We start from the raw sequence: 21,187 nt of genomic DNA, 5'->3' as shown, positions 1-21,187 counted from the left end.
CTCCCTCCTTTCGGTATGGCTCAGAATCACTTCAGAAATCCGGTCAAAGGCGAAGACGCGACCGCCGTCTCTTCCACCGGACCGAGCCCGGCCAAATAGGCCTTGCGGCCTGAAGATACGGCTTCGCGGAAGGCTTCGGCCATCAGCAGCGGATCACGGGCAGTAGCGATAGCCGTATTGAGCAGCACAGCGGAGGCCCCCAGCTCCATAGCTTCCGCCGCTTCGGACGGTCGGCCGATACCGGCGTCAACAATAACCGGAAGATCCACCTCAGAGATGAGAATGCGGAGCAGCTCTTTGGTCCGCAGGCCGCGGTTGGAGCCGATAGGCGAGCCAAGCGGCATAACCGCGGCAGCTCCAGCCTCTTTCATTCGAATTGCAGCGGAGAGGTCCGGGCTCATATACGGCAGCACCACAAAACCTTCGGCGGCAAGTATCTCCGTAGCGCGGATGGTCTCAAGATTATCCGGCAGCAGATATTTCTGATCGTTAATGACCTCAATCTTGACCCAGTTGCCAAGGCCTGCGGCTCTGGCCAGTCTGGCGATCCGCACGGCTTCCTCGGCGGTGCGCGCCCCCGATGTATTAGGCAGCAGGGTCATATGGGGAGGAATATGGCTGACAATATTGTCGCGGCTCTCCGGATCTATGCGGCGAAGGGCAACCGTGATCACTTGTGAGCCTGAAGACGCAACCACCTCGGGAATCAGTGTATTCCGGCTGTATTTGCCGGTGCCGATGAACAGCCGGCTTGATAACGTAATACCGCCAATCACAAATGGATCTAACATAAGCATGCCTCCTGGTATGAAATCGGATAATATCTGCTGTGGTTGCAAAATGAAGAGATGCTATGGGAACGAACGCCCCGCATTGTGCTCTCTCAGGAAGCAGTGCTTCAGCCCCCGCCTACAAAATGCACCAGCTCCAGCCGGTCACCTTCACAGAACGATGTCTCGCCGTAATGCTCCCTGTTCACAATTTCACCATTGCGCTCCACGATCACAAGCCGTCCGCTCCATTCGGGCCGGCTGAGCAGGTCAGCTACCGTCCGGCAGTCTTCCGCAATCTCCAGGGCTTTGCCATTGATGATCAGATTCATGCCTTCTCACCTCCTTTGCGTGACATATCCATAGCTCACTAAACGCATAACAACTTAAACACATAACAACTCCGGTCTTAAGCCTCCTGGACCGCCAACCGGTAAGCACGCGCAGCGGATACAGCGTCTCCGGCACCACAAATGCCGGACATGACTGCAATCCCGGCTGCCCCTTGCCGGATCACCTGACCGGCATTGCCCGGCTCTATGCCGCCGATGGCAATCAGCGGAATACGGCTGCAGCGCACCGCTTCCCCCAGCAGCCCCAAACCGCGCTCCTGCTGGCCGGGTTTGCAGGCGGTAGGAAAAACATGGCCGAACAGGCAATAGTCGGCCCCCTGCAGGCCCGCTTCCGCAGCTTCCGCCGCGGAATGCACCGACCTGCCCAGCCGCAGGCGGGGAGCGGCGGCACGGGCTGCAGCCGGCGGCAGGCTGTTCCAGGCCAGCTGAACAGCGCCTGCACCAGCGGCCAGCGCAACATCCAGCCGGTCATTGATGACTAGGCTGGAAGCGGGAACCCCCGCAAGCAGCAGCTGCTTCGCCATGTCCAGCAGTTCCAGGGCAGACCGGTGCTTTTCCCGCAGATGGATGTAGTCCACGAGCGGATATACAGCCGCAGCAAGGTTAATGAATTCTCCCGGCGCAAGCCTTCCGTCCGAGATCAAATGAATCTCCGCCACAGCTTCACCTTCTATTCGCTATATTCTTTGAGCAGACCGGGAACAGAACAAACCAGCCTTCGACCCTTCAACAAAGGCATTTCTGCCGTTCTTTCCGGACAAACCAGCCGTCAACTCTTCAACAAAGGCATTTCTGCCGTTCTTTCCAGGCCAACCCGCGTTCAGATCCAAATTTGTTCTTTAAACGAACCAAGTAAAAAATCCCTTCTCCCCTTACACACCTTATCCAAAACAGAAAAAACACATAATTTCCAGACAACAAAAAAACCGCCCCCGCGGTAGGAGGCAGTCATAAATGTGTACAGGAATACGGGCGTATGGATACAACCCCGCTGCAGTTCATTCATTCTCCGCTTTCCTACGCTGGGTTTAACCAGATCAGGTTCAAAGGGTCCGAACGGAACGTTCGTCTCAGCCTCGCGGCACCCCTAGGGACAATTCCATTATTCAGTTGCTGACGTGGTTCATATTAACATATAATTCCTCGGAAAAGCTATCCCTTTCGCTGAAAAACTGCTTCCTTGGCAGGTGCAGCAAAAAGAGCGGGCCGCGAAGGCACGCTCTTAAACTGCTGCTGTATTTCCAAGTAAACCTGGTCTGCACCACAACTCTTAGCCGTTGACCACTTCTCCGCCATTAACATGCATGACCTGCCCGCTGACATAGGATGAATCATCCGAGGCCAGATAGACATAGGCTGGAGCCAGCTCTTCCGGCTGTCCCGGACGTTTCATCGGCTGTGTGCCGCCGAACTCGCTGACCTTTTTGGCATCAAAAGTGGATGGAATCAGCGGTGTCCAGATCGGACCCGGAGCTACGGCATTGACACGGATGCCTTTTTCCGCCAGATTCATCGACAGTGAGCGGGTGAAGCTGAGAATTGCGCCTTTGGTAGACGAATAGTCCAGCAGCTGCGGGCTTCCCCGGTAGGCTGTGATCGACGTCGTGTTGATGATCGTAGAACCTTTTTTCAGATGCGGCATAGCGGCCTTGGTCAAATAGAACATGGAAAAAATATTCGTACGGAACGTCCGCTCCAGCTGCTCCGAGGTGATATCCTCAATCTTGTCCTGCGGATGCTGCTCGGCGGCGTTGTTGATCAGGATGTCTAGTTTGCCCAGGCCTTCTACTGTTTTGTTGATCAGGTCCTGGCAGAATGCTTCTACCCCAATGTCACCGGCGACCAGAATACACTTCCGGCCCTCCTGCTCGACCTGGCGTTTCGTTTCTTCGGCATCGGAATGCTCATTCAGATAGGAAATGACCACATCCGCACCTTCCTTGGCAAAATGAACGGCAACCGCACGCCCAATACCGCTGTCGCCTCCCGTAATCAGAGCCGCCTTGCCCAGCAGCTTGCCTGCCGCTTTATAGCTTGAGGTTTCAAATTCCGGACGCGGCTTCATCTCGCTCTCGATTCCGGGCTGCCGGTCCTGCACCTGAGGCGGCAAAGTTTTGGTGGATTGTTTGTTGTCTGGCATGATCCATTCTCCTTTCGCTGTGCAACTTTTTTGGGAAGTAACCACATCGTATTAGGATGGCTTATGCATCATCAATTATACAATCGCTTTACGTTATGTTACTTACCACACTTCCAGGTAATCCAAACAAAAAATCCAGCCGCTTTTGCTGGGGACGGCACCTCGTCATCATCACCTATACCCGCATTTCCACAGAAAAAAGCCCTCGCAGCCGGAGCCATTTTACGTGAGTTCAACTTAGATAATATGTCTGTACACCATAAAAAACATCATCACGATCAGCAGGACCATCAGCAGCAGGCTCAGGGTGCGCAGCTTCGCGGTATGGTCAGACACATCGCGGTTCTCGCGCATTCCGGCAGCTGCCAGACGCAGCGGCTTGCCCATAATGCCGCCTAAGGCAAACATCGCCAGCAGGAGAACTATAACCACAACCATCCAGGCTACGGTATAATCCCCTTGTGAAATCATATAGCCCCCTGTCAGCAGTTGAATGACCAGACCATACTGGGCGAACCGGTTAAATCCGCCGATAGCGCTTAACGTCCCCTCTTTGGCTGAAGCAGAGAGCTTGGCCGTACCGTTCAAAATAAACGGCAGCACCAGATAGAAGCCGAGCGCCAATGTCCCGATCATATGTAAGAAAAAGAAAATCCGATCCATGATTAGCCTCCTCATTTTTCGCTGTGATATATGTTACATTCTTATTATACCCAACCGCATCGCTTATGAAAAGAAAGCCCTCATTTCTTGAATGGAAATGAGGGCTTATATCCGTATGAACCTAGACCGTAACCACTGAAGTTACTGCACGTACTGAATCCGCAGACTTATCGAGAGCCGCTTTCTCTTCCGCTGTCAGCTCCAGCTCGAAGATCTTCTCAATGCCATCCGCACCCAGCAGAGCCGGGATGCCCATGAACAGACCGTCGTATCCGTATTCTCCTTCGAGAAGGGCAATGACAGGAAGTATCCGCTTCTTATCCTTCAGAACCGCTTCGGTCATCTGCACAAGAGATGCCGCAGGGGCATAGTAAGCACTGCCGTTGCCAAGCAGGCTGACAATCTCACCGCCGCCAACCCGTGTACGCTGCACGATCTCCGCAATCCGCTCTGCCGGCATCAGTGTTTCGATCGGAATGCCGCCGACACTGGAATACCGCACCAGCGGAACCATGTCGTCCCCGTGGCCGCCCAGAACAAAGCCGCGTACATCCTCCACCGAAACGTTAAGCTCCTCGGCGATAAAAGTACAGTAACGCGCGGTATCCAGCACGCCGGATTGGCCGATGACGCGGTTTTTGGGAAAGCCCAGCGTTTTGAAGGCCACGTAAGTCATGGCATCTACCGGGTTGCTCAGGATGATGACAATGGATTCAGGCGCCACACGTTTCACATTCTCGCACACCGATTTCACAATGCCCGCATTCGTATTCACCAGATCATCGCGGCTCATTCCCGGCTTGCGCGCAATCCCCGCCGTGATGATAACAATATCTGAATCTTCCGCATCCCCGTAGCTGGAGGTACCCGTAATCCGCGCATCAAATTTCAGTACCGGACCGGCCTCCAGCATATCCAGCACCTTGCCCTTGGTCGGGTTCTCCAGCTGGGGAATATCCAGAAGCACCACATCGCCAAGCTCCTTTTGGGCAAGCATTAACGCTGTGGTGGCGCCGGTAAAACCGGCACCTACGACTGTAATTTTATTACGTTTGATAGCCACGTTTATCCTCCTAAGAGTTTTGTGAGCATATCCAGCCTTGACACAGCTTCGGCAAACTGGCTTCGCAGCATAAGCTGAGGAGGGTTGGTCTTATAGATGACTGATGATTTCGTCAGCAAAGGCCGAGCATTTCAGCTCTGTCGCGCCTTCCATCTGGCGGGCGAAATCGTAGGTAACGGTCTTATTATTGATAGCCGTGCTCATGCCTTTGTAGATCAGATCTGCTGCTTCCTGCCAGCCCAGATGCTCAAGCAGCATTACGCCGGACAGGATCACCGAACCCGGATTGACTACGTCTTTATCGGCATATTTCGGTGCAGTGCCGTGTGTAGCTTCAAAAATAGCGTGTCCTGTAACATAGTTAATATTCGCTCCAGGTGCGATGCCGATGCCGCCGATTTGCGCAGCGAGCGCATCGGACAGATAGTCCCCGTTCAGGTTGAGCGTGGCGATCACATCGAAATCGGTTGGACGGGTCAACACCTGCTGGAGGGCGATATCCGCAATAGCATCCTTGATAATGATTTTGCCGGACGCTTCCGCTTCCTTCTGGGCAGCATTTGCAGCAGCCTCGCCGCTCTTCTCCTTGATGGCATCATATTGGTTCCAGGTGAAGACATGGTCGCCGAATTCCTGCTCCGCCACTTCATAACCCCAGTTCTTAAATGCGCCTTCAGTGAACTTCATGATGTTGCCCTTGTGCACCAGCGTCACACTCTTGCGGCCATGCTTGATTGCATATTCAACCGCAGAGCGCACCAGGCGCTTCGAGCCTTCGGAGGATACCGGCTTGATGCCGATTCCGGATGTTTCCGGGAAACGGATTTTGTTCACGCCCATCTCGTTCTGCAGGAACTCGATGACCTTTTTCACTTCCGCCGAGCCTTCCTTGTATTCGATACCGGCATAGATATCCTCTGTATTTTCACGGAAAATCACCATATCCACCAGCTCGGGATGCTTCACCGGAGAAGGCACTCCATCGAAATAGCGTACCGGACGCAGGCAGACATACAGATCCAGTTCCTGGCGCAGCGCCACATTCAATGAACGGATACCGCCACCGATAGGAGTAGTCAGCGGTCCCTTGATGGCTACAATGTATTCACGGATTGCTTCCAGCGTATCATTCGGCAGCCATTCACCATATGTATTGAAGGCTTTCTCGCCGGCAAATACTTCGTACCAGGCAATCTGCTTCTTGCCGCCGTAGGCTTTGGCTACTGCAGCATCCAGCACCCGTTTGGAGGCTTTCCAAATGTCGCGGCCTGTACCGTCACCCTCGATAAACGGGATGATCGGATGATCCGGAACGAGCAGCTTGCCATCTTCGATTGTAATTTGTTCGCCTTCTGTCGGCAGATCGTATTTTTCCAGTTTCAACATTAGTGGGTAGTCCTCCTAAAAGTTTTGTGAGCCTACACTCCCTTGATTCGTCTTCGCACAAAACGCTCCTTCGGCAGCATAGACTTTAGTTTGGTTTATAGTTCATTCTACTAAAGGGGTGTAGCGGCCCGCAAGGGCCGCTTTATCTCTCGTCCACCGGAACGTACTTTTGCTCGGACATGCCTGTGTATTCCGCACGCGGGCGGATGATGCGGTTGTCCTCGTATTGCTCCAGAATATGTGCAGTCCATCCGGAGGTACGGCTGATGGCAAAAATCGGCGTGAACAGCTCCCGCTCAATGCCAAGCTGCGTATAAACCGAGGCCGAATAAAAGTCCACGTTGGGTTTGAGGCCTTTCTGTGATGTGATCAGCTCCTCGACTTTGACCGACATATCGTAGAGCGTGGTGTCATTCTTCATTACTCCCAGCTCGTGGGACATTTTCATCAGATGCTTGGCGCGCGGATCGCCATTTTTGTAGACCCGGTGGCCAAAGCCCATAATCTTCTCACGGCGCTCCAGCTTGCCCTGGATATACGGCTCCACTGCATCCAGGCTGCCAATTTCCTCCAGCATCTTCATCACTGCCTCATTCGCACCGCCGTGCAGCGGTCCCTTTAAAGCGCCGATGGCCGAAGTGACACCCGAATAAATGTCCGACAATGTTGCTACCGTTACCCGACTGGCAAATGTGGAGGCATTCAGCTCATGGTCGGCATGCAGCACCAGCGCAGCATCGAGTGCTTTGACGGATATGATATCCGGCTGTTTGCCCCAGAGCATATAGAGGAAATTCTCGGCAAGCGACAAGCCTTCTTTGGGAGCAACAGGCTCCAGTCCCTTGCGGATGCGGGCCAGCGCAGCCACCACCGTCGGAATCTGCGCCTGCAGCTTCACAGCCTTGATCTCATTGGCCTCACGGCTCATATCGTCCGCTGCTTCATCGTACAGGGCAAGGCTGGATACAGCCGAGCGCAGCGCAGCCATGGTGTTGGCCTCTTTGGGATACAGCTTCATTTGTGCAATCACCTGTTCAGGGATCGGGGCAAAAGCGCTGAGATCACGCTGCAGAGCCTGCAGCTCAGGAGTCGTCGGCAAATTGCCGAACCACAGCAAATAAGCGGTCTCTTCGAAGGTGGCGTTCTCCGCAAGATCATCAATATCATAACCGCGGTAAGTGAGTACGCCGTCTACAATCGAACTGATCGAGGAGGTAGTGGCAACAATGCCTTCCAAGCCTTTAGTAGCTGTCATAGTATCTCTCTCCTTTGCCAACAAGGGTATAAAAGCTGTTTTTACGCTCATGAAAACATTTACATTTTGATGTATTCCAATCTTTAATAACCAGGCAGTTTAACCTCCTGCAGAGAATGCAACGAACTTTTCGCGTGTAACCTTTATTTATCATAACGGATTTTGACGGTTATGTGAACAACATGGAAGCTTTGGAGAAGATCAAATGATTTTATCGCACAGATAGAAAAAAACTTCCGATTTCCCTGTTTCATGTTTGCGCTTTCAGTTTAGTGCTTGGCTTCTATCAGCGGGATAAATGTTTCCGGGTAGTCTCAAAAATCAATCTCTGAATATATATTAGACGAGCCGCTGTTGTGTCCGGAGAGCCTGATCAGGAGGGATGAAGCATGGATTCGCTGGTATTAAAAAGAGTGCTGCGCGGCCTCTGGGTTGTGCTGGCCGCCGCATTGCTGCTGCTGGGGGTCTATGTGCTGCTGCCGCTCGTGTACCCTCTGCTGCTTGCCTACCTGCTCGCCTATCTGATGCATCCGCTGGTGCTGATTTTGAGAGGATTTAAGCTTCCGCGCTGGCTGGCCGTGTCGCTTTCACTGCTCTTTTATGTCGGTGGCACCGCACTGGTACTAACCGCGCTGATTACCCGCCTTGTCAAAGAATTGATTGGGCTGCTTCAGACATTCGATCTGCACACCGACCAGTGGCGGGAGCTGCTGCTGTCGATCAGCCGGAATGCCAGCATTCAAAATATCATTAATCAAATCAACCAGTTTTACCAGGATAACCCGAACTATCACGCCACAATCGATAGCAATATCAGCAGGACCACGGAAACGGTAGGCCAGGCTATGACAGAGCTCATCACCGGCTTCTTCAATATGGTCCTGAAGCTGATCTCCGCGCTGCCCAGCATGGGCTCCATTCTTATCGTCATCATGTTATCCGCCTTCTTCCTTAGCACGGGCTGGGAGCGGCACAACGCCAAGCTGAGGGCACTGGTGCCTGCACCGCTGCGCAGACCGGTATCAGAGATCTGGCAGGATCTGCGCAATGCGCTGTTTGGCTACCTGCGGGCACAGCTGGTGCTGATTTCAATCACAGCCGTTATTGTCATCGCCGGTCTGCTGCTGCTTGGCGTGAATTCCGCCTTTGCCATCGGACTGACGATCGGTCTGGTTGATCTGGTGCCCTATCTCGGCGTAGGAATAGTGCTGCTGCCATGGGCCCTCTACTCCTACATGACCGGCAATCTGGCGTTCGGCATCGGGCTGTCGGTGCTCTACGCCGTGATCCTCATCACCCGCCAGATTCTCGAGCCGAAAGTCCTTGCGAGCAGCATTGGCCTGGACCCGCTTGCCATGCTGATCGGCGTGTTCGCCGGCCTTCAGCTGTTCGGCATGCTCGGTCTGCTCCTCGGCCCCGTCATCCTGGTTGTGCTCGATGCCTTTCACCGGGCCGGTGTGTTCCGTGCCCTGCACAGTTATATTGTGAGCGGGAGGCTGCATTAGACGCAGGCGGGCCAGCAGCCGTCGCAGCCGTTAGAGCCGCCGCGTATCGGAGCAGCGGTGATTCCTGCTCAACACTCTACGACAGCTATCCGTCACAGGGAAAAGCAGAAATCAACACAAAAAAGCGTTTCTACTGCAGAATCTGCAATAGAAACGCTCCGGCAAACCAAGACAAACAAAATCATCCCTACCAGTGAGGGACTACATTACTATACCACGCCTTGCAGGATTGCCCTTAAATCGCATATCCGGCGAATTCAGAGGTACTTTTACCTCTTTTTCTTCATTTGGCGCATATCCGAAGCCATTCAGAGGTATTTTTACCTCTCTTTTCTTCATTTGGCGCATATCCGGACAAGCCAGAGGTATTTTTACCTCTCATTTTTCCCATTTGACGCCCGCGCAGTCCCGGCCGGCCCCTCCTCTTACCAGCTTATCTGCGGTAAAAGGTGAAGGTGCCGTTTTTCATCTTTTTCTCAATCCATTTCAACAGAAAAACCCGGTACAACGGCCGGGTCAGCGGAAATACCAGCGAAAAGCCGACGATATCCGTCACAAAACCTGGGAGAATCAGCAGCAGACCGCCAAAAAAGATGCACAAGCCGTCCAGCATGGTCTTCCCCGGCACCCGGCCTTCCTGCATATGCGTTCTGCTGTCCAGCAGCACCTTCTTGCCCTCGAAACGCATCATCAAGAACCCGATCACGGAACTGGCCAGCATGAGCAGCAGCGTCTTGGGGGCTCCGAGAAAACCTGCCACGTAAATAAACCCGAATAATTCCACGGCCGGGATAACAAACAATGCAGCCCACAGCCATTTGTTCCTGATCATACTGCTCCTCCTTCTTCCCTCAGCGCCATGGTCATGGCCAAAAACAATTCCGGCAGCACCCGGTCCAGCCTTACAGGCTTCCAATCCGTATTCAGCCACACATGGCTCGTTGAGCCGGTAACCAGCAGCTCGCCGGGCAATTGCCCGAGATCAGCAGGTGCAGATAGCTCCGCAAGCACGGTTGCTTCCGGTTCACCCGTATCCGTCCCGGCCAAGCGCCGAATTTCATATTCATATACAACCCGGAGTGCCCCAAAAGTGGTAAGCCGTGCATACACAGCGACAAGATCATCATATCGCGCCGGACTTTTAAATTGCAAATCTGCGGTGGTCACCGGGAGAAGCACCCCCATATTTTCCAGCGAACGGTAGGCAAAACCAAGCTCCCGGAACATCTCTGTACGCCCGCTCTCGAACCAGCTCAAATAATTGGCGTGATAGACCACTCCCATCTGGTCTGTCTCCTGATAGCGTACGCGGAATGTTGTGCCATGCCAGCGGCTGGTCCATACCGGATTGCGTGATTTCATAAGTTCAATGCCCCTTTCCAGGCAGAAACAGTTCCGCCAATCTTAGCTATCCACAAGGGAATGTTATCCGTTACAGCAAGAAGTGAAGGATTTAATTATAACGTAAAAGTCAGAGATCCTCATATCCGCAGCTCCCCTAAAGGCTCGCTCTTTCGGACGCTGCCGGTATTAGAATGCGCTTCCGCGTGCTCCGGGAGACGTAAAAGATCAGCAGCACTCCCGCTGCAGAGCTGAGCATGCAGGATAAATTCATCAGCCATACTCCACCCTCCCTAAGCAAAATCCCGTTAAGCAGATTGCCCAGAATCCCCGCAAAACCGGAGAAGACGATGTTGAACACACTTTGGCCTGTAGCCTGCATTTCCGGCAGCGTAATATGCGATACATACTCCACGGCGGCGATATAAAAAAGCCCAAAAGACAGGCCATGCAGCACCTGGACGCCAATCATCACCCCCGGGGTCGGAAAAGCGAACTGAATTCCCCACCGCAGCACATAGATGAGCGCACCCAGCAGCAGCGTACGCTCCCTGCCCAGCTTCTTGATGACCTTCGAGGCATACAGCATCGAGGGAAAGTTCGTAAACGAAGCGATGAACAGCGCAATCCCGGCATGGCTGGTCGAGCCTCCCACAGATTGAAAGGCAAGTACAAAATAAGTACCGAAGGCTGTCATCGTCTGGTTTACAAGAAAACTCCCGCCCAAAAATGCCAAAAATATTTTGTTGCCCAGCAGCGTTTTGATGCCCTTGGAGAACGACTGGCTCATCATCCGGTTCTCTTCCGCCTGCTTGGGCAGGGTCAGCGCAAACACAACAGCCACACTGCTCAGCAGCAGAAACGGCACCCAGATGGTGGATACGGAAAAATGCGAAACATACTGCGACCCCGCATAGGCCCCTACGGCCGCTCCTATGCTCAGCATCATCCGGATGCTCCCGTAAGTGGAGCCGGCCTTGTTCGCCGCTACAATGGCGTAGGAATCGGCAATAGGCGCCTGTGTAGAGGAGAAGATGGTCGAAAGCGTATAAACCACCAGCAAAACAATGAAATACTCCGACTGGTAAAAAACCGCTAATACCGCCGGAACCCCCACACTTAAAATCAGCACGAGCCGGGCTTGATTATAGCGGTCAGAGATTACGCCCCAGAGAGGCTGAATACAGATGGCAATCAGCGTGCCTGTCGCCATGAGCATTCCGATCCGGCCGCTGTCCAGTCCACCCTGCTTCAGCAGCAATGTAAGATATGAGCCGAATGAGCCGCCGGCAAGTCCCAAGAACAGATAAAATCCGCGCAGCTTGAGCAGTTTTTTCATTTGTGCAATAAGTCCTCTCTATTCCTTTTTAACGGAATACCCATACTTTATAACTTTGCGCCGCATCTAATAGAGCAGCAAGTCTTAACTTCTATATCGATAAAAGGTGGTGGATATGTGAACAGAACTGAGCTTTCGAAACGCACCCGGCCCTGCGCTACGGACAAATCCCATTCGGGCAAAGCGCAAAGCACCGGTTTTGGCTGGAGCTCCGGCAACTGGAGCGGGTATGCCATCTCCGGAAAAAAAGGCGCGTTCCGGCAGATATCCGGCGAATGGATTGTCCCTTTGGTCAAACCCACTTCCAGTCCCACCTATTCCTCAGCGTGGATCGGGATCGACGGCTTCAAAAACAGCAGCCTGATCCAGACTGGCACCGGCCATGAATCTATAGGCGGGGTTGTCCGCTATTATGCCTGGTGGGAGATTCTCCCTGCCGCTGAGACCGTTATTCCTTTTCCCGTATCTCCGGGGGATCACATGAAGGCTTCTATCGTTAAGCTGGGCAGCGGCAAATGGTGCATCACGCTCTCCAATCTCTGCAAATCATGGACCTTTCGCACATTTCAGCGTTACACCGGGCCTCAAACCTCCGCCGAATGGATCATGGAAGCGCCCCAAGTGGGCGGAATCATCACAGCGCTGGCCAAGATATCAACTGTCCGCTTCTCCCGCTGCCGTGTCAACGGGAAAAGCCCAAGGCTGACACCTGCTGACGGCGGAATTATGGTGCAGAAGAAAATTACAGTAGCTGTACCCGGGAGTCCCAATGCAAGCGGCGATGCTTTTATAGTCAAACGAGTCTATCGTAAAGGGAAACCTCTGGTTCACTCCAGAAGCCCCATTATTGTCCGCTCTTAATGATATTTTTTTCCTCATAGCGCCCACTTCGGTACACAAGCATTGATTTTAGCAAAAAAAAGCAATGGCGTCTTGCACCATTGCTTTTTTGGCATTCAATCATCGTGGCAAAGAACAGATGTCCAGAAGCCTAGTCAGCTGGAATCGTGTCAACTTTTACCAGGTTCGTGGAACCGGAACGTCCAAGCGGAATACCGGCTGTAATGACAACCAGATCGCCGGCTTTGACGAGACCCGATGCTTTGCCGCCTTTAAGAGCTGTTTCCAGCAATTCATCGGTAGAAGTAGCTTCAAGTCCGTGAACCGGAGTTACGCCCCAGACAAGAGCGAGCTGACGCATCGTTCTTTCTTGTGTAGTCACAGCGATAATCTGTGATTTAGGACGGTATTTGGAAACCACGCGTGCAGTGTGGCCTGTTACTGTCGAAGAAATAATAGCTTTGGCATTCAGGTCCAGAGCGGAGATCGCTACGGATTGGCTGATTGCTTCAGTTACAGTAGTTTCTTGAGCGATCTGCTGCTTCATGAAGATTTCGCGGTGGTTCAGTGCGGATTCAGCCTTCTCAGCAATGCGGGACATGGTCAGCACGGATTCTACCGGATATTTCCCGGCAGCTGTTTCACCGGACAGCATGATTGCATCGGTTCCATCGAAGATTGCGTTCGCTACGTCACTCGCTTCAGCACGGGTAGGACGCGGGTTGCGCTGCATGGAATCCAGCATTTGTGTTGCAGTAATTACCGGTTTGCCGGCAATGTTACATTTTTGAATCATCAATTTCTGAGCCAAAGGCACATCTTCAGCCGGAATTTCCACACCAAGGTCGCCGCGGGCAACCATCAGGCCGTCGGAAGCTGCCAGAATTTCATCAAGGTTGTCAACACCTTGCTGGTTTTCGATTTTGGAAATGATTTGGATGTGGGAAGCGTTGTGCTTCTCAAGCAATGCACGGATTTCCTGAACGTCGCTGGCTTTGCGGACGAAGGAAGCGGCGATAAAATCGATGTCCTGTTCGATCCCAAAAATGATATCATTGGTGTCTTTTTCCGTAATGCCCGGCAGGGAAATAGCAACTCCAGGTACGTTAACACCCTTCTTGCTCTTGATCGTACCGCCGTTAACAATGCGGGTCTTGATTTCTGTGCCTTGAATGTCAACAACGGTAAGTCCGATAAGGCCGTCGTCGATCAGGATGGTAGATCCTACTTGAACATCGTTAGGAAGGTCGGCGTAAGTGATGGAGATACGGTTTTGGTCACCAAGGATTTCTTCCGTAGTCAGTGTCAGATACTCATCCTGAACCAGTTCAATCGGTTCTACTTCCAGTTTGCCTGTGCGAATCTCTGGTCCTTTGGTGTCGAGCAGGATAGCAACAGTTTTGCCAAGTTCCTGGGAAGCCTGACGGATCGTTTTGATCCGGTTGCCGTGCTCTTCAAAATCGCCGTGGGAGAAGTTCAGACGGGCTACATTCATACCGGCCAAAATCAATTTTTTGATATTCTCCAACGATTCACTAGCAGGACCAATCGTACATACAATTTTACTTTTCCGCATTAGGTTTTCCTCCGTTTTTTCGTTCTCTCTGTCTCACTTTTTCCAACTACAAAATCTACTATAAGGCATGCAATTTGCATAGGAACTTTGTCACATGTACCTTTTACTGCACCCTAATGAATATTACTGCAACTTGGACATAAAATCAATGTTGCAGCGACCTTTTACAGTAAATTTACTTTGGATTTTCAAAAAAAGCCGGCAAAACAAAAACAGCCCTGCAGCTGTTGCAGGACTGTTTTATTGGTAATAAATGTATAACGGAGCCCGTCCGGATCGAAGGCTTCCAAATATATACTTATGTCTGAAAGTGCAAATGAAAAACAGTCTTTAGTCGACGCTGTGCACTTCCGCCTCAGCGCTGACCAGTTCAGCCTCAGCTTCGGCAAAAACGCCAATTTTGCGGAATTTACGATAGCGGTCCTCTTTGAGCTCGGCAGAGTCCAGCTCCGACAACTCCTGCAAATGGTGCCACACGGCAGCCTTAACCGCCGCTGCGGTCTCTTCGTAGTCACGGTGAGCGCCGCCCCGGGGTTCCGGAACGATCTCTTCAATGACCTCCATCTCCAGCAGATCGGCGGCTGTAATCTTCATCGCTTCCGCTGCCTGCTCTGCCTTGGTGGCATCCTTCCACAAAATCGACGCCGCCCCGTTCGGGGAGATGGCCGAATAAATGGCATGCTCCAGCATCAGGACGCGGTTACCCACTGCCATAGCCAGCGCACCGCCGCTGCCGCCTTCGCCTATGATCACGCAAACCACAGGTACGGCCAGCTGCGACATTTCATACAGATTTCTGGCAATAGCTTCTGATTGGCCTCTTTCCTCTGCCGTATTGCCGGGGTAGGCTCCCTTGGTATCGACAAAAGTAATGATCGGACGGCCAAACTTCTCCGCCTGCTTCATCAGACGCAGGGCCTTGCGGAATCCTTCCGGATGGGCGCTGCCGAAGAAACGGAGGATGTTTTCCTTCGTATCTTTGCCCCGCTGCTGGCCGATCACTGTGACGGGCGTCCCGTTTAGCTTGGCAATTCCGCCAACCACAGCCAGATCATCCCCGAAATGGCGGTCGCCATGCAGCTCGATAAAGTCGGTAAACATCAGGCTTATCAGATCGAGTGAGGTTGGACGGCCGTGATGCCGGGCCAGATGCATCTTCTGGGACGGCGATATGTTGGAATATATTTCATCTTCCAGCACACGGTATCGTTCCTCAAGCCGGGCAGTTTCATCGCTGAAATCAATCCCTTTTTCTTCACCGAACTGTTTTAGCTCGGCGATTTTCTTGCGCATCTCTAACAGAGGCATTTCAAAAGGCAACTCTCCCGCCAACCTAAAATCCCCCTTTCGAATCATGCAGATCCAGCAGCTTGGCAAGGGTTGCCCGCATTTCCTTGCGGTGCACCACCAGATCCAGCTGTCCATGCTGAAGGTTAAATTCAGCGGTCTGGAAATCCTCCGGAAGCTTCTGGCGGATCGTCTGCTCAATCACAATCCGTCCGGCAAAACCAAAGACGGCTCCCGGCTCGGCGATGATAATATCCCCGAGACTGGCAAAGCTCGCCGATACGCCGCCCGTGGTCGGATCGGTAATGACAGAGATATACAGCCCGCCAACCTCGCCAAATCTGGCAAGCGCGGCGCTGGTCTTGGCCATCTGCATCAGACTGAGAATGCTCTCCTGCATCCGGGCTCCGCCCGAAGTCGAAAAGATCAGCAGCGGCAGTCTCTTCTCAGTGGCTTCTTCCACCGCTCGTGTAATTTTCTCCCCCACAACCGAGCCCATGCTGCCGGTAAAAAATTCAAAGTTCATCACGGCAACAATCACCGGATGTCCGCCAATGGTACCCTGGCCTGTGATCACAGCTTCAACCTGTCCTGTTTTGGACTGCTGCTGTTCCAGCTTGGACGCATAGCCCGGAAACTGCAGCGGGTCCACCGAGGCCATCTCACTGTCAAATTCAATAAACCCTTCAGGGTCCAGCGTCATCGCGATCCGTTCAGAAGCGTTCAGGCGCATATGGTAGCCGCAGGAAGGGCATACCTTCAGGTTCTTCTCCAGCTCCTTGCTGTACTGGATCGTTCCGCATTTGGTGCACTTGCTCATGAGCCCTTCGGGAATCTCCCGTTTGGGCCGTTCGCCTTCACCCGGTCCGCCGGTCCGCTCCACACGTTCTGAAGGAATGGTCGCGTACTTCCGTTTTTTCTGAAATAAATCTTTGAACAAGGGTCGCACCTCTTCAGCCGTTTATTTGCGTATGCCATCTAAATGTTTATCTAGGGATGCAGAATCAGATTAAGGACTTCCTGTACTTCCTCAAGCTCACCCGAAGGAACCAGAATCTCAAACTGCTGCTTGGACATATTGACCGGACGGCATTTTATCAGAAATCCTTCTTCCGTAAGCTTGCTCTGAATCATATCCGCCACTCTGGCGGTCGGCGCTATATAGATTACCGTCCACATGCCCTGCAAAGCCTCCCTAATCTAAATTCCCAGCCGTATCCCGTATAATGGAATCATGATAACACAGTTTTCTTTTTTCCCGCAACAGGAGCAGAGTGAAGGAATTCAGACCAGGGGGACGCATTCATATATTCCCGGGCAGGCCATTATTCCGTTCCGGTCACGTGGGGATATACCTTTGCCCCTTCATGCCGGTGTGCGATTCTGGCCGACGCCGCAGCCGCAATTCCGGCAACCAGATCGTCCAGAAACACATGAATTCTCCCTCTATCATCGTTCAATTTGCCGATAATTCCCAGCTTTATTTTATCGAGATAACCGAAACCTGTAAGTCCGATCATCCCGTATACCCCTGTGATGCCGAGTGCCAGCGTCTCATCTGCGCCGTAAAGTGATTCGTCCGCTTCAAGAACCGCCTGCAGCGGCTGGGGAAGCAGCCGCTTCTCTGCCAGCTCATCCAGCGCGACCCCGGTCATCAGTGTGTACTGGACCTCTCTTTTGCCTAGTACCGCCTTCACACTGGACAGGCACTCTTCTTCCGTTAAATCCGCATAATAAGCCGATTGCAAAATATATACGATCTCAGCAATGGACTCCAGCGATACTCCCCTGCGCTCCAGCAGTTCTGCTGCCATTTGATAGGACATGATGGAATTCCCCTTTCCGCACGGGCCTTGCCCTGTGGTTTCCTAATGTATGCGGAAAAGGGCGGAAATGTTCTTATTTTATTCTTACCGTTCCGTTTCCCAGCATAGCCTCAATGGCTGTGACCAGTTCCTCCGAGGGCTTGATCCGGTAGCCGTCGCTAAGCGCCAGCAGCTTCTGGTTCCGCTCATAGAACAGCAATGTGGCGGCAGGGCCGGGATGGCGCTGCAGCAGCGCCTGCAGGCGGGACAACAGCGCCGGATTCTCGGCGGACGGCGTGATCTTGATGAAGACACGCTGCCCGCTGTCCGCTGCCCCGGAGTCCCGGGCAGCAGCTTCTGCGGCGGCCTGGCCAGGCTGGCCGCCGGTTCCCTGGGCCGGGCGCGGGGCGGTTGCCCGCGCCGCCTCCGGCGCTGGCGCGGCTGCGTGCGCAGCAGCGCGCGGCGCAGAGGCAGGCGCAGCAGCTCCGCCGGCTGCGCCGCTGCGGGAGGCGCCGGTGCCGGCGGCTCCGGCTGGAGCAGCCCGGCCCGGTCCGCCGGCCCGGGCGGCGGCTGCGCTGCGGCGCTGCAGCAGGCCGCGGAGCGCGTCCGCGCCAAGCGGCGCGACCTCTTCGGCCAGCAGCTTGAAGCCCTCATCCTCCTGCTGCACCTTGGCGCGCAGGGCCAGCAGCGCACCCTTCACGATCTGGGTGCGGCTGCGTTTCCAGACCTCGGGGAAGAGTACCACCTCGCAGCGCTCAATCTGGTCTTCCCATTCGACGAAGGCCATTGCCTTCCCGGCCTTCGTCGTAATCTCCTTCACAGACACGACCATGCCCGCGGTCACGGTCTGGCTCTCATCCGCCGCTTCGCCCAGGTCCATGAGCCGCTGGATGCCCGGCTCCTCCAGCAGCGCGGCGGCATCGTCAAGCGGATGCCCGGACAGATAGAGCCCCAGCAGCTCGCGCTCCAGCTCCAGCTGCTGGGTAACCGTGAAGTTTGGGATATCCGGGTAGCGGATCTCCCAGTTGGGTGTCTCGATCAGATCATCGAAAAGCTGAATCTGCAGCTCATCGCGTTCCTTCCGCCACTTCAGCGCGGCATCCACCGTCTCGTCCAGCATCGCAAGCAGCTGCGCGCGGTGGCCCGGCAGCTGGTCGAAGGCACCAGCCTGCAGCAGAGACTCCACCACCCGCTTGTTGCAGACACGGAGATCCACGCGGCGGCAGAAGTCAAGCAGGCTGTCAAACGGGCGTTCCTTGCGGACCTCAATTATGTTCTCTACTGCGAGAGTCCCGACATTCTTGACTGCTGCCAGTCCAAAACGGATGGCTCCTGTGCCTTCACCCGGAACAGGAGTGAACAGCACGCCGCTCTCATTGACATCCGGCGGCAGTACGCCGATGCCGCTGCGGCGGCATTCCAGCACATACTCCGCCACCTTGCGGTGGGTGCCCATCACAGCCGTCAGCATGGCTGCCATGAATTGGACGGGGTAATGGGCCTTGAGATAGGCCGTCTGGAAAGCCAGCACACCATAAGCCGCCGCATGGGCGCGCGGGAAGCCATAGTTGGCGAACCGCACGATCATGTCATAGACAGCGTTGGCATCCGTCTCGGTGTAGCCCTGCTGAAGGCTGCCCTGCACGAAATGGCCGCGTTCCTTGTCCAGCGTCTCCCGCTTCTTCTTCGAGACGGCCCGGCGCAGCAGATCCGCTTCACCGAGCGAGAAACCGGCCATCAGCGAGGCGATCTGCATGATCTGCTCCTGATAGACGATAATGCCATAGGTATCGTCCAGAATCTGCTTCAGATCGGCATGGGGATACTCCACTTCGATCTGGCCGTGTTTGCCTGCAATATATTTAGGAATAAATTCCATCGGACCCGGACGGTACAGCGCCACCACAGATACGATATCCTCGAAGCCGGAAGGCTTCATATCCTTAAGGATGCGGCGTACGCCTGCGGACTCCATCTGGAATACTCCTGTAGTTTCGCCTGCGCCCAGCATTTCATAGGTGAGCGGATCATCATCCGGAATGCTGCGGAAATCAGGAGTGCTCCCGGTCATCTCCGTGATCCAGTTCATGCTGCGTTCAATAATGGACAGCGTGCGCAGTCCGAGAAAATCCATTTTCAGCAGTCCGATGCTCTCCAGATGCTCCATGGAATACTGGGTCAGCGCCGTGCTTTCATTGCCCGCCTGCAGCGGCACAGCATCGGTCAGAGGCCCCTTGGAGATCACGACACCTGCCGCGTGGGTGGAAGCATGGCGGGGCATGCCCTCGACCTTCATCGCCATGTCGAGCAGTCCTTTGATCTTCGGATTGCCGTCGTACAGCGCCTTCAGCTCCGGAGTGCCCTCCAGTGCCCGGCTTATGCTGATGCCGAGCTGCCCCGGGATGAGCTTCGCCGCTTTGTCCACCTCGTTATAAGGCAGATTCAGCACACGTCCTACGTCCCGCACTGCCGCTCTCGCGGCCATGGTTCCGAAGGTGATGATCTGCGCTACATGCTGCTTGCCGTATTTATCCACCACATAGGCGATGACCTCATCGCGCCGTTCATCACTGAAATCGATGTCGATATCCGGCATCGTGATGCGTTCAGGATTGAGAAACCGTTCAAAGAGCAGATTATATTTCAACGGGTCCACATCGGTGATCCGCAGGCAGTAAGCAGTCAAGCTGCCTGCGGAGGAGCCTCTTCCCGGACCGGTAACGATGCCCTGCCGGTGGCAGAAGGCGATGAAGTCCCAGACGATCAGAAAATAATCGCTGAACCCCATGCTCTCGATAACGCCCAGCTCATAGGCCAGCCGCTTCCCTGCGGCATCCTTCTCGTCGGGCGAAGCCCAGCGGGGTGTATCCGCATAGCGGGCTTCCAGCCCGCTCCAGCACAGCTCCCGGAGATAAGCGGCTGCATCCATCCCCTCAGGGAGCGGAGAATAGGCAGGCAGGATATGCTCGCCGAAGGTCAGCTCCAGATTGCATTTCTCGGCAATCTTCAGCGTATTCGCTATAGCCTCGGGCACATGCGGGAACAGCGCGGCCATTTGCTCCCCGCTTTTGAGGAACAGCTGGTCTGTGCCAATCTTCAGGCGTTCCTCGTCATCCACTGTCTTGCCGGTGCCAATGCAGATCAGCACATCCTGGACCTCGGCATCTTCCTTGGCCAGATAATGGACATCATTCGTGGCCACCAGCGGGATGCCGCATTCGGCGGCGAGGGCGATGAGCTGCGGATTAACCCGCTTTTGCTCCGGAATGCCGTGATCCTGCAGCTCCAGGTAGAAGTCCCCGCCAAAAATCTCCTTATAACGCAGCGCAGCCTTGCGTGCCTCTTCTTCCCGCCCGTGAAGCAGATGCTGCGGCACCTCGCCGCCAAGACAGGCGCTGAGGCAGATAATACCCTCGGCATGCGCAGCCAGGGATTCCATATCGATCCGGGGCTTGTAGTGCTGGCCCTCCAGATGGCCGATGGTCACCAGGCGCATCAGATTCCTGTATCCGGTCTCATTCTTCGCGAGCAGGATCAGATGGTAGATGGGCTGATCCTTGCGGCTGCCCCGCTCCCGGCGGGAGCCTGCAGTCAAATAGGCTTCACAGCCGATAATCGGCTTGATGCCGCTGGCCATGCATGCTTTATAAAAGGGGATTGCCCCGTACATCACTCCATGATCCGTAAGCGCAAGCGTCGTCATGCCGTATTCGCCGGCCCGGCGCACAAGATCAGTAATGCGCGCCGCCCCGTCCAGTAAACTGTATTCGCTGTGCACATGCAAATGCACGAAAGGGCTCATATCCCCACTTCCCTTCAGGTTCCAAAATCAAAACATAAGATGAAACTATTTTATCATATTCA

19 protein-coding genes and 1 riboswitch are annotated in these 21,187 nt (G+C 54.1%); of the genes, 2 read left to right on the top strand and 17 right to left on the bottom strand.

Annotated elements, in window-relative coordinates; all coding sequences use genetic code 11:
• Positions 1-26: 26 nt before the first annotated feature.
• The 8 genes from PGRAT_RS10340 to citZ form a co-directional block, all read right to left on the bottom strand.
• Positions 27-791: a thiazole synthase gene (locus tag PGRAT_RS10340; protein ID WP_042266512.1), complete on the bottom strand. Its 765-nt coding sequence runs from the start codon at positions 789-791 to the stop codon at positions 27-29.
• Positions 792-898: 107 nt separating this feature from the next.
• A complete protein-coding gene (thiS, locus tag PGRAT_RS10335; RefSeq protein ID WP_025707058.1) occupies positions 899-1,102 on the bottom strand; it encodes a sulfur carrier protein ThiS in 204 nt (67 codons plus the stop codon).
• A gap of 77 nt (positions 1,103-1,179) precedes the next feature.
• Positions 1,180-1,782, bottom strand: coding sequence for a thiamine phosphate synthase (locus tag PGRAT_RS10330; RefSeq protein WP_042266509.1), 603 nt, complete (start codon positions 1,780-1,782; stop codon positions 1,180-1,182).
• A 338-nt stretch (positions 1,783-2,120) separates the two neighbouring features.
• Positions 2,121-2,222: riboswitch (TPP riboswitch) on the bottom strand.
• 171 nt (positions 2,223-2,393) lie between these two features.
• Entirely contained in the window at positions 2,394-3,263 is an 870-nt protein-coding gene (locus PGRAT_RS10320) for an SDR family oxidoreductase (protein WP_025707783.1), read from the bottom strand.
• A 237-nt stretch (positions 3,264-3,500) separates the two neighbouring features.
• Positions 3,501-3,926 carry a hypothetical protein gene (locus PGRAT_RS10315; RefSeq protein WP_025707782.1) on the bottom strand — a complete coding sequence of 142 codons (426 nt, stop codon included), beginning with the start codon at positions 3,924-3,926 and terminating at the stop codon, positions 3,501-3,503.
• Between the two features lie 121 nt (positions 3,927-4,047).
• Complete coding sequence (mdh, locus tag PGRAT_RS10310) at positions 4,048-4,989, bottom strand: malate dehydrogenase (protein ID WP_025707781.1); 942 nt, start codon at positions 4,987-4,989, stop codon at positions 4,048-4,050.
• A gap of 90 nt (positions 4,990-5,079) precedes the next feature.
• Positions 5,080-6,375 carry an NADP-dependent isocitrate dehydrogenase gene (icd, locus tag PGRAT_RS10305; protein WP_025707780.1) on the bottom strand — a complete coding sequence of 432 codons (1,296 nt, stop codon included), beginning with the start codon at positions 6,373-6,375 and terminating at the stop codon, positions 5,080-5,082.
• 142 nt (positions 6,376-6,517) lie between these two features.
• Positions 6,518-7,630 (bottom strand): citrate synthase, encoded by a 1,113-nt coding sequence (gene citZ, locus PGRAT_RS10300; protein ID WP_025707779.1) that lies wholly within the window; start codon positions 7,628-7,630, stop codon positions 6,518-6,520.
• 389 nt (positions 7,631-8,019) lie between these two features.
• Here citZ and ytvI point away from each other — a divergent pair, with 389 nt between their 5' ends.
• Positions 8,020-9,135, top strand: coding sequence for a sporulation integral membrane protein YtvI (gene ytvI / locus PGRAT_RS10295; protein ID WP_025707778.1), 1,116 nt, complete (start codon positions 8,020-8,022; stop codon positions 9,133-9,135).
• 433 nt (positions 9,136-9,568) lie between these two features.
• Here ytvI and PGRAT_RS10290 read toward each other — a convergent pair whose 3' ends face one another.
• The 3 genes from PGRAT_RS10290 to PGRAT_RS10280 all read right to left on the bottom strand — a co-directional run bounded on the left by PGRAT_RS10290 (position 9,569) and on the right by PGRAT_RS10280 (position 11,815).
• Positions 9,569-9,967: an FxsA family protein gene (locus PGRAT_RS10290; RefSeq protein ID WP_025707777.1), complete on the bottom strand. Its 399-nt coding sequence runs from the start codon at positions 9,965-9,967 to the stop codon at positions 9,569-9,571.
• On the bottom strand, positions 9,964-10,497 hold the full coding sequence (locus PGRAT_RS10285; RefSeq protein WP_025707776.1) for an acyl-CoA thioesterase: 534 nt from the start codon (positions 10,495-10,497) through the stop codon (positions 9,964-9,966). The genes PGRAT_RS10290 and PGRAT_RS10285 overlap by 4 nt, the downstream gene beginning before the upstream one ends.
• Positions 10,498-10,633: 136 nt before the next feature.
• Positions 10,634-11,815, bottom strand: coding sequence for an MFS transporter (locus PGRAT_RS10280; RefSeq protein WP_025707775.1), 1,182 nt, complete (start codon positions 11,813-11,815; stop codon positions 10,634-10,636).
• 117 nt (positions 11,816-11,932) lie between these two features.
• Here PGRAT_RS10280 and PGRAT_RS10275 point away from each other — a divergent pair, with 117 nt between their 5' ends.
• Positions 11,933-12,676 carry a G1 family glutamic endopeptidase gene (locus tag PGRAT_RS10275; protein ID WP_025707774.1) on the top strand — a complete coding sequence of 248 codons (744 nt, stop codon included), beginning with the start codon at positions 11,933-11,935 and terminating at the stop codon, positions 12,674-12,676.
• 130 nt (positions 12,677-12,806) lie between these two features.
• Here the strand turns inward: PGRAT_RS10275 and pyk are convergent, their stop codons facing one another.
• The 6 genes from pyk to PGRAT_RS10245 form a co-directional block, all read right to left on the bottom strand.
• Positions 12,807-14,231 (bottom strand): pyruvate kinase, encoded by a 1,425-nt coding sequence (gene pyk / locus PGRAT_RS10270; RefSeq protein WP_025707773.1) that lies wholly within the window; start codon positions 14,229-14,231, stop codon positions 12,807-12,809.
• Between the two features lie 330 nt (positions 14,232-14,561).
• On the bottom strand, positions 14,562-15,563 hold the full coding sequence (locus tag PGRAT_RS10265) for an acetyl-CoA carboxylase carboxyltransferase subunit alpha (RefSeq protein ID WP_025707772.1): 1,002 nt from the start codon (positions 15,561-15,563) through the stop codon (positions 14,562-14,564).
• 1 nt (position 15,564) lies between these two features.
• A complete protein-coding gene (gene accD, locus PGRAT_RS10260) occupies positions 15,565-16,458 on the bottom strand; it encodes an acetyl-CoA carboxylase, carboxyltransferase subunit beta (RefSeq protein WP_025707771.1) in 894 nt (297 codons plus the stop codon).
• Between the two features lie 50 nt (positions 16,459-16,508).
• Positions 16,509-16,697 carry a hypothetical protein gene (locus PGRAT_RS10255; protein WP_025707770.1) on the bottom strand — a complete coding sequence of 63 codons (189 nt, stop codon included), beginning with the start codon at positions 16,695-16,697 and terminating at the stop codon, positions 16,509-16,511.
• 146 nt (positions 16,698-16,843) lie between these two features.
• Entirely contained in the window at positions 16,844-17,344 is a 501-nt protein-coding gene (locus PGRAT_RS10250; protein ID WP_042266504.1) for a phosphatidylglycerophosphatase A family protein, read from the bottom strand.
• Positions 17,345-17,417: 73 nt separating this feature from the next.
• The gene (locus tag PGRAT_RS10245) at positions 17,418-21,125 is read right to left on the bottom strand and encodes a DNA polymerase III subunit alpha (RefSeq protein WP_042266503.1); all 3,708 of its coding nucleotides are present in this window, start codon (positions 21,123-21,125) and stop codon (positions 17,418-17,420) included.
• Between the last annotated feature and the right edge of the window lie 62 nt (positions 21,126-21,187).

This window comes from Paenibacillus graminis (assembly GCF_000758705.1).
In the GTDB taxonomy this organism is placed as follows: Bacteria; Bacillota; Bacilli; order Paenibacillales; family Paenibacillaceae; genus Paenibacillus_AQ; species Paenibacillus_AQ graminis.
The sequence above is the reverse complement of the archived record's forward strand: the minus strand, read 5'-3'. Positions and strand labels throughout refer to the sequence as shown.

Coding starts and splice junctions, on each gene's coding strand:
- PGRAT_RS10340 (WP_042266512.1), bottom strand. CDS start 791: ATGTTAGATCCATTTGTGATTGGCGGTATTACGTTATCAAGCCGGCTG.
- thiS (WP_025707058.1), bottom strand. CDS start 1,102: ATGAATCTGATCATCAATGGCAAAGCCCTGGAGATTGCGGAAGACTGC.
- PGRAT_RS10320 (WP_025707783.1), bottom strand. CDS start 3,263: ATGCCAGACAACAAACAATCCACCAAAACTTTGCCGCCTCAGGTGCAG.
- PGRAT_RS10315 (WP_025707782.1), bottom strand. CDS start 3,926: ATGGATCGGATTTTCTTTTTCTTACATATGATCGGGACATTGGCGCTC.
- icd (WP_025707780.1), bottom strand. CDS start 6,375: ATGTTGAAACTGGAAAAATACGATCTGCCGACAGAAGGCGAACAAATT.
- citZ (WP_025707779.1), bottom strand. CDS start 7,630: ATGACAGCTACTAAAGGCTTGGAAGGCATTGTTGCCACTACCTCCTCG.
- ytvI (WP_025707778.1), top strand. CDS start 8,020: ATGGATTCGCTGGTATTAAAAAGAGTGCTGCGCGGCCTCTGGGTTGTG.
- PGRAT_RS10290 (WP_025707777.1), bottom strand. CDS start 9,967: ATGATCAGGAACAAATGGCTGTGGGCTGCATTGTTTGTTATCCCGGCC.
- PGRAT_RS10285 (WP_025707776.1), bottom strand. CDS start 10,497: ATGAAATCACGCAATCCGGTATGGACCAGCCGCTGGCATGGCACAACA.
- PGRAT_RS10280 (WP_025707775.1), bottom strand. CDS start 11,815: ATGAAAAAACTGCTCAAGCTGCGCGGATTTTATCTGTTCTTGGGACTT.
- pyk (WP_025707773.1), bottom strand. CDS start 14,231: ATGCGGAAAAGTAAAATTGTATGTACGATTGGTCCTGCTAGTGAATCG.
- PGRAT_RS10255 (WP_025707770.1), bottom strand. CDS start 16,697: ATGTGGACGGTAATCTATATAGCGCCGACCGCCAGAGTGGCGGATATG.
- PGRAT_RS10250 (WP_042266504.1), bottom strand. CDS start 17,344: ATGTCCTATCAAATGGCAGCAGAACTGCTGGAGCGCAGGGGAGTATCG.
- PGRAT_RS10245 (WP_042266503.1), bottom strand. CDS start 21,125: ATGAGCCCTTTCGTGCATTTGCATGTGCACAGCGAATACAGTTTACTG.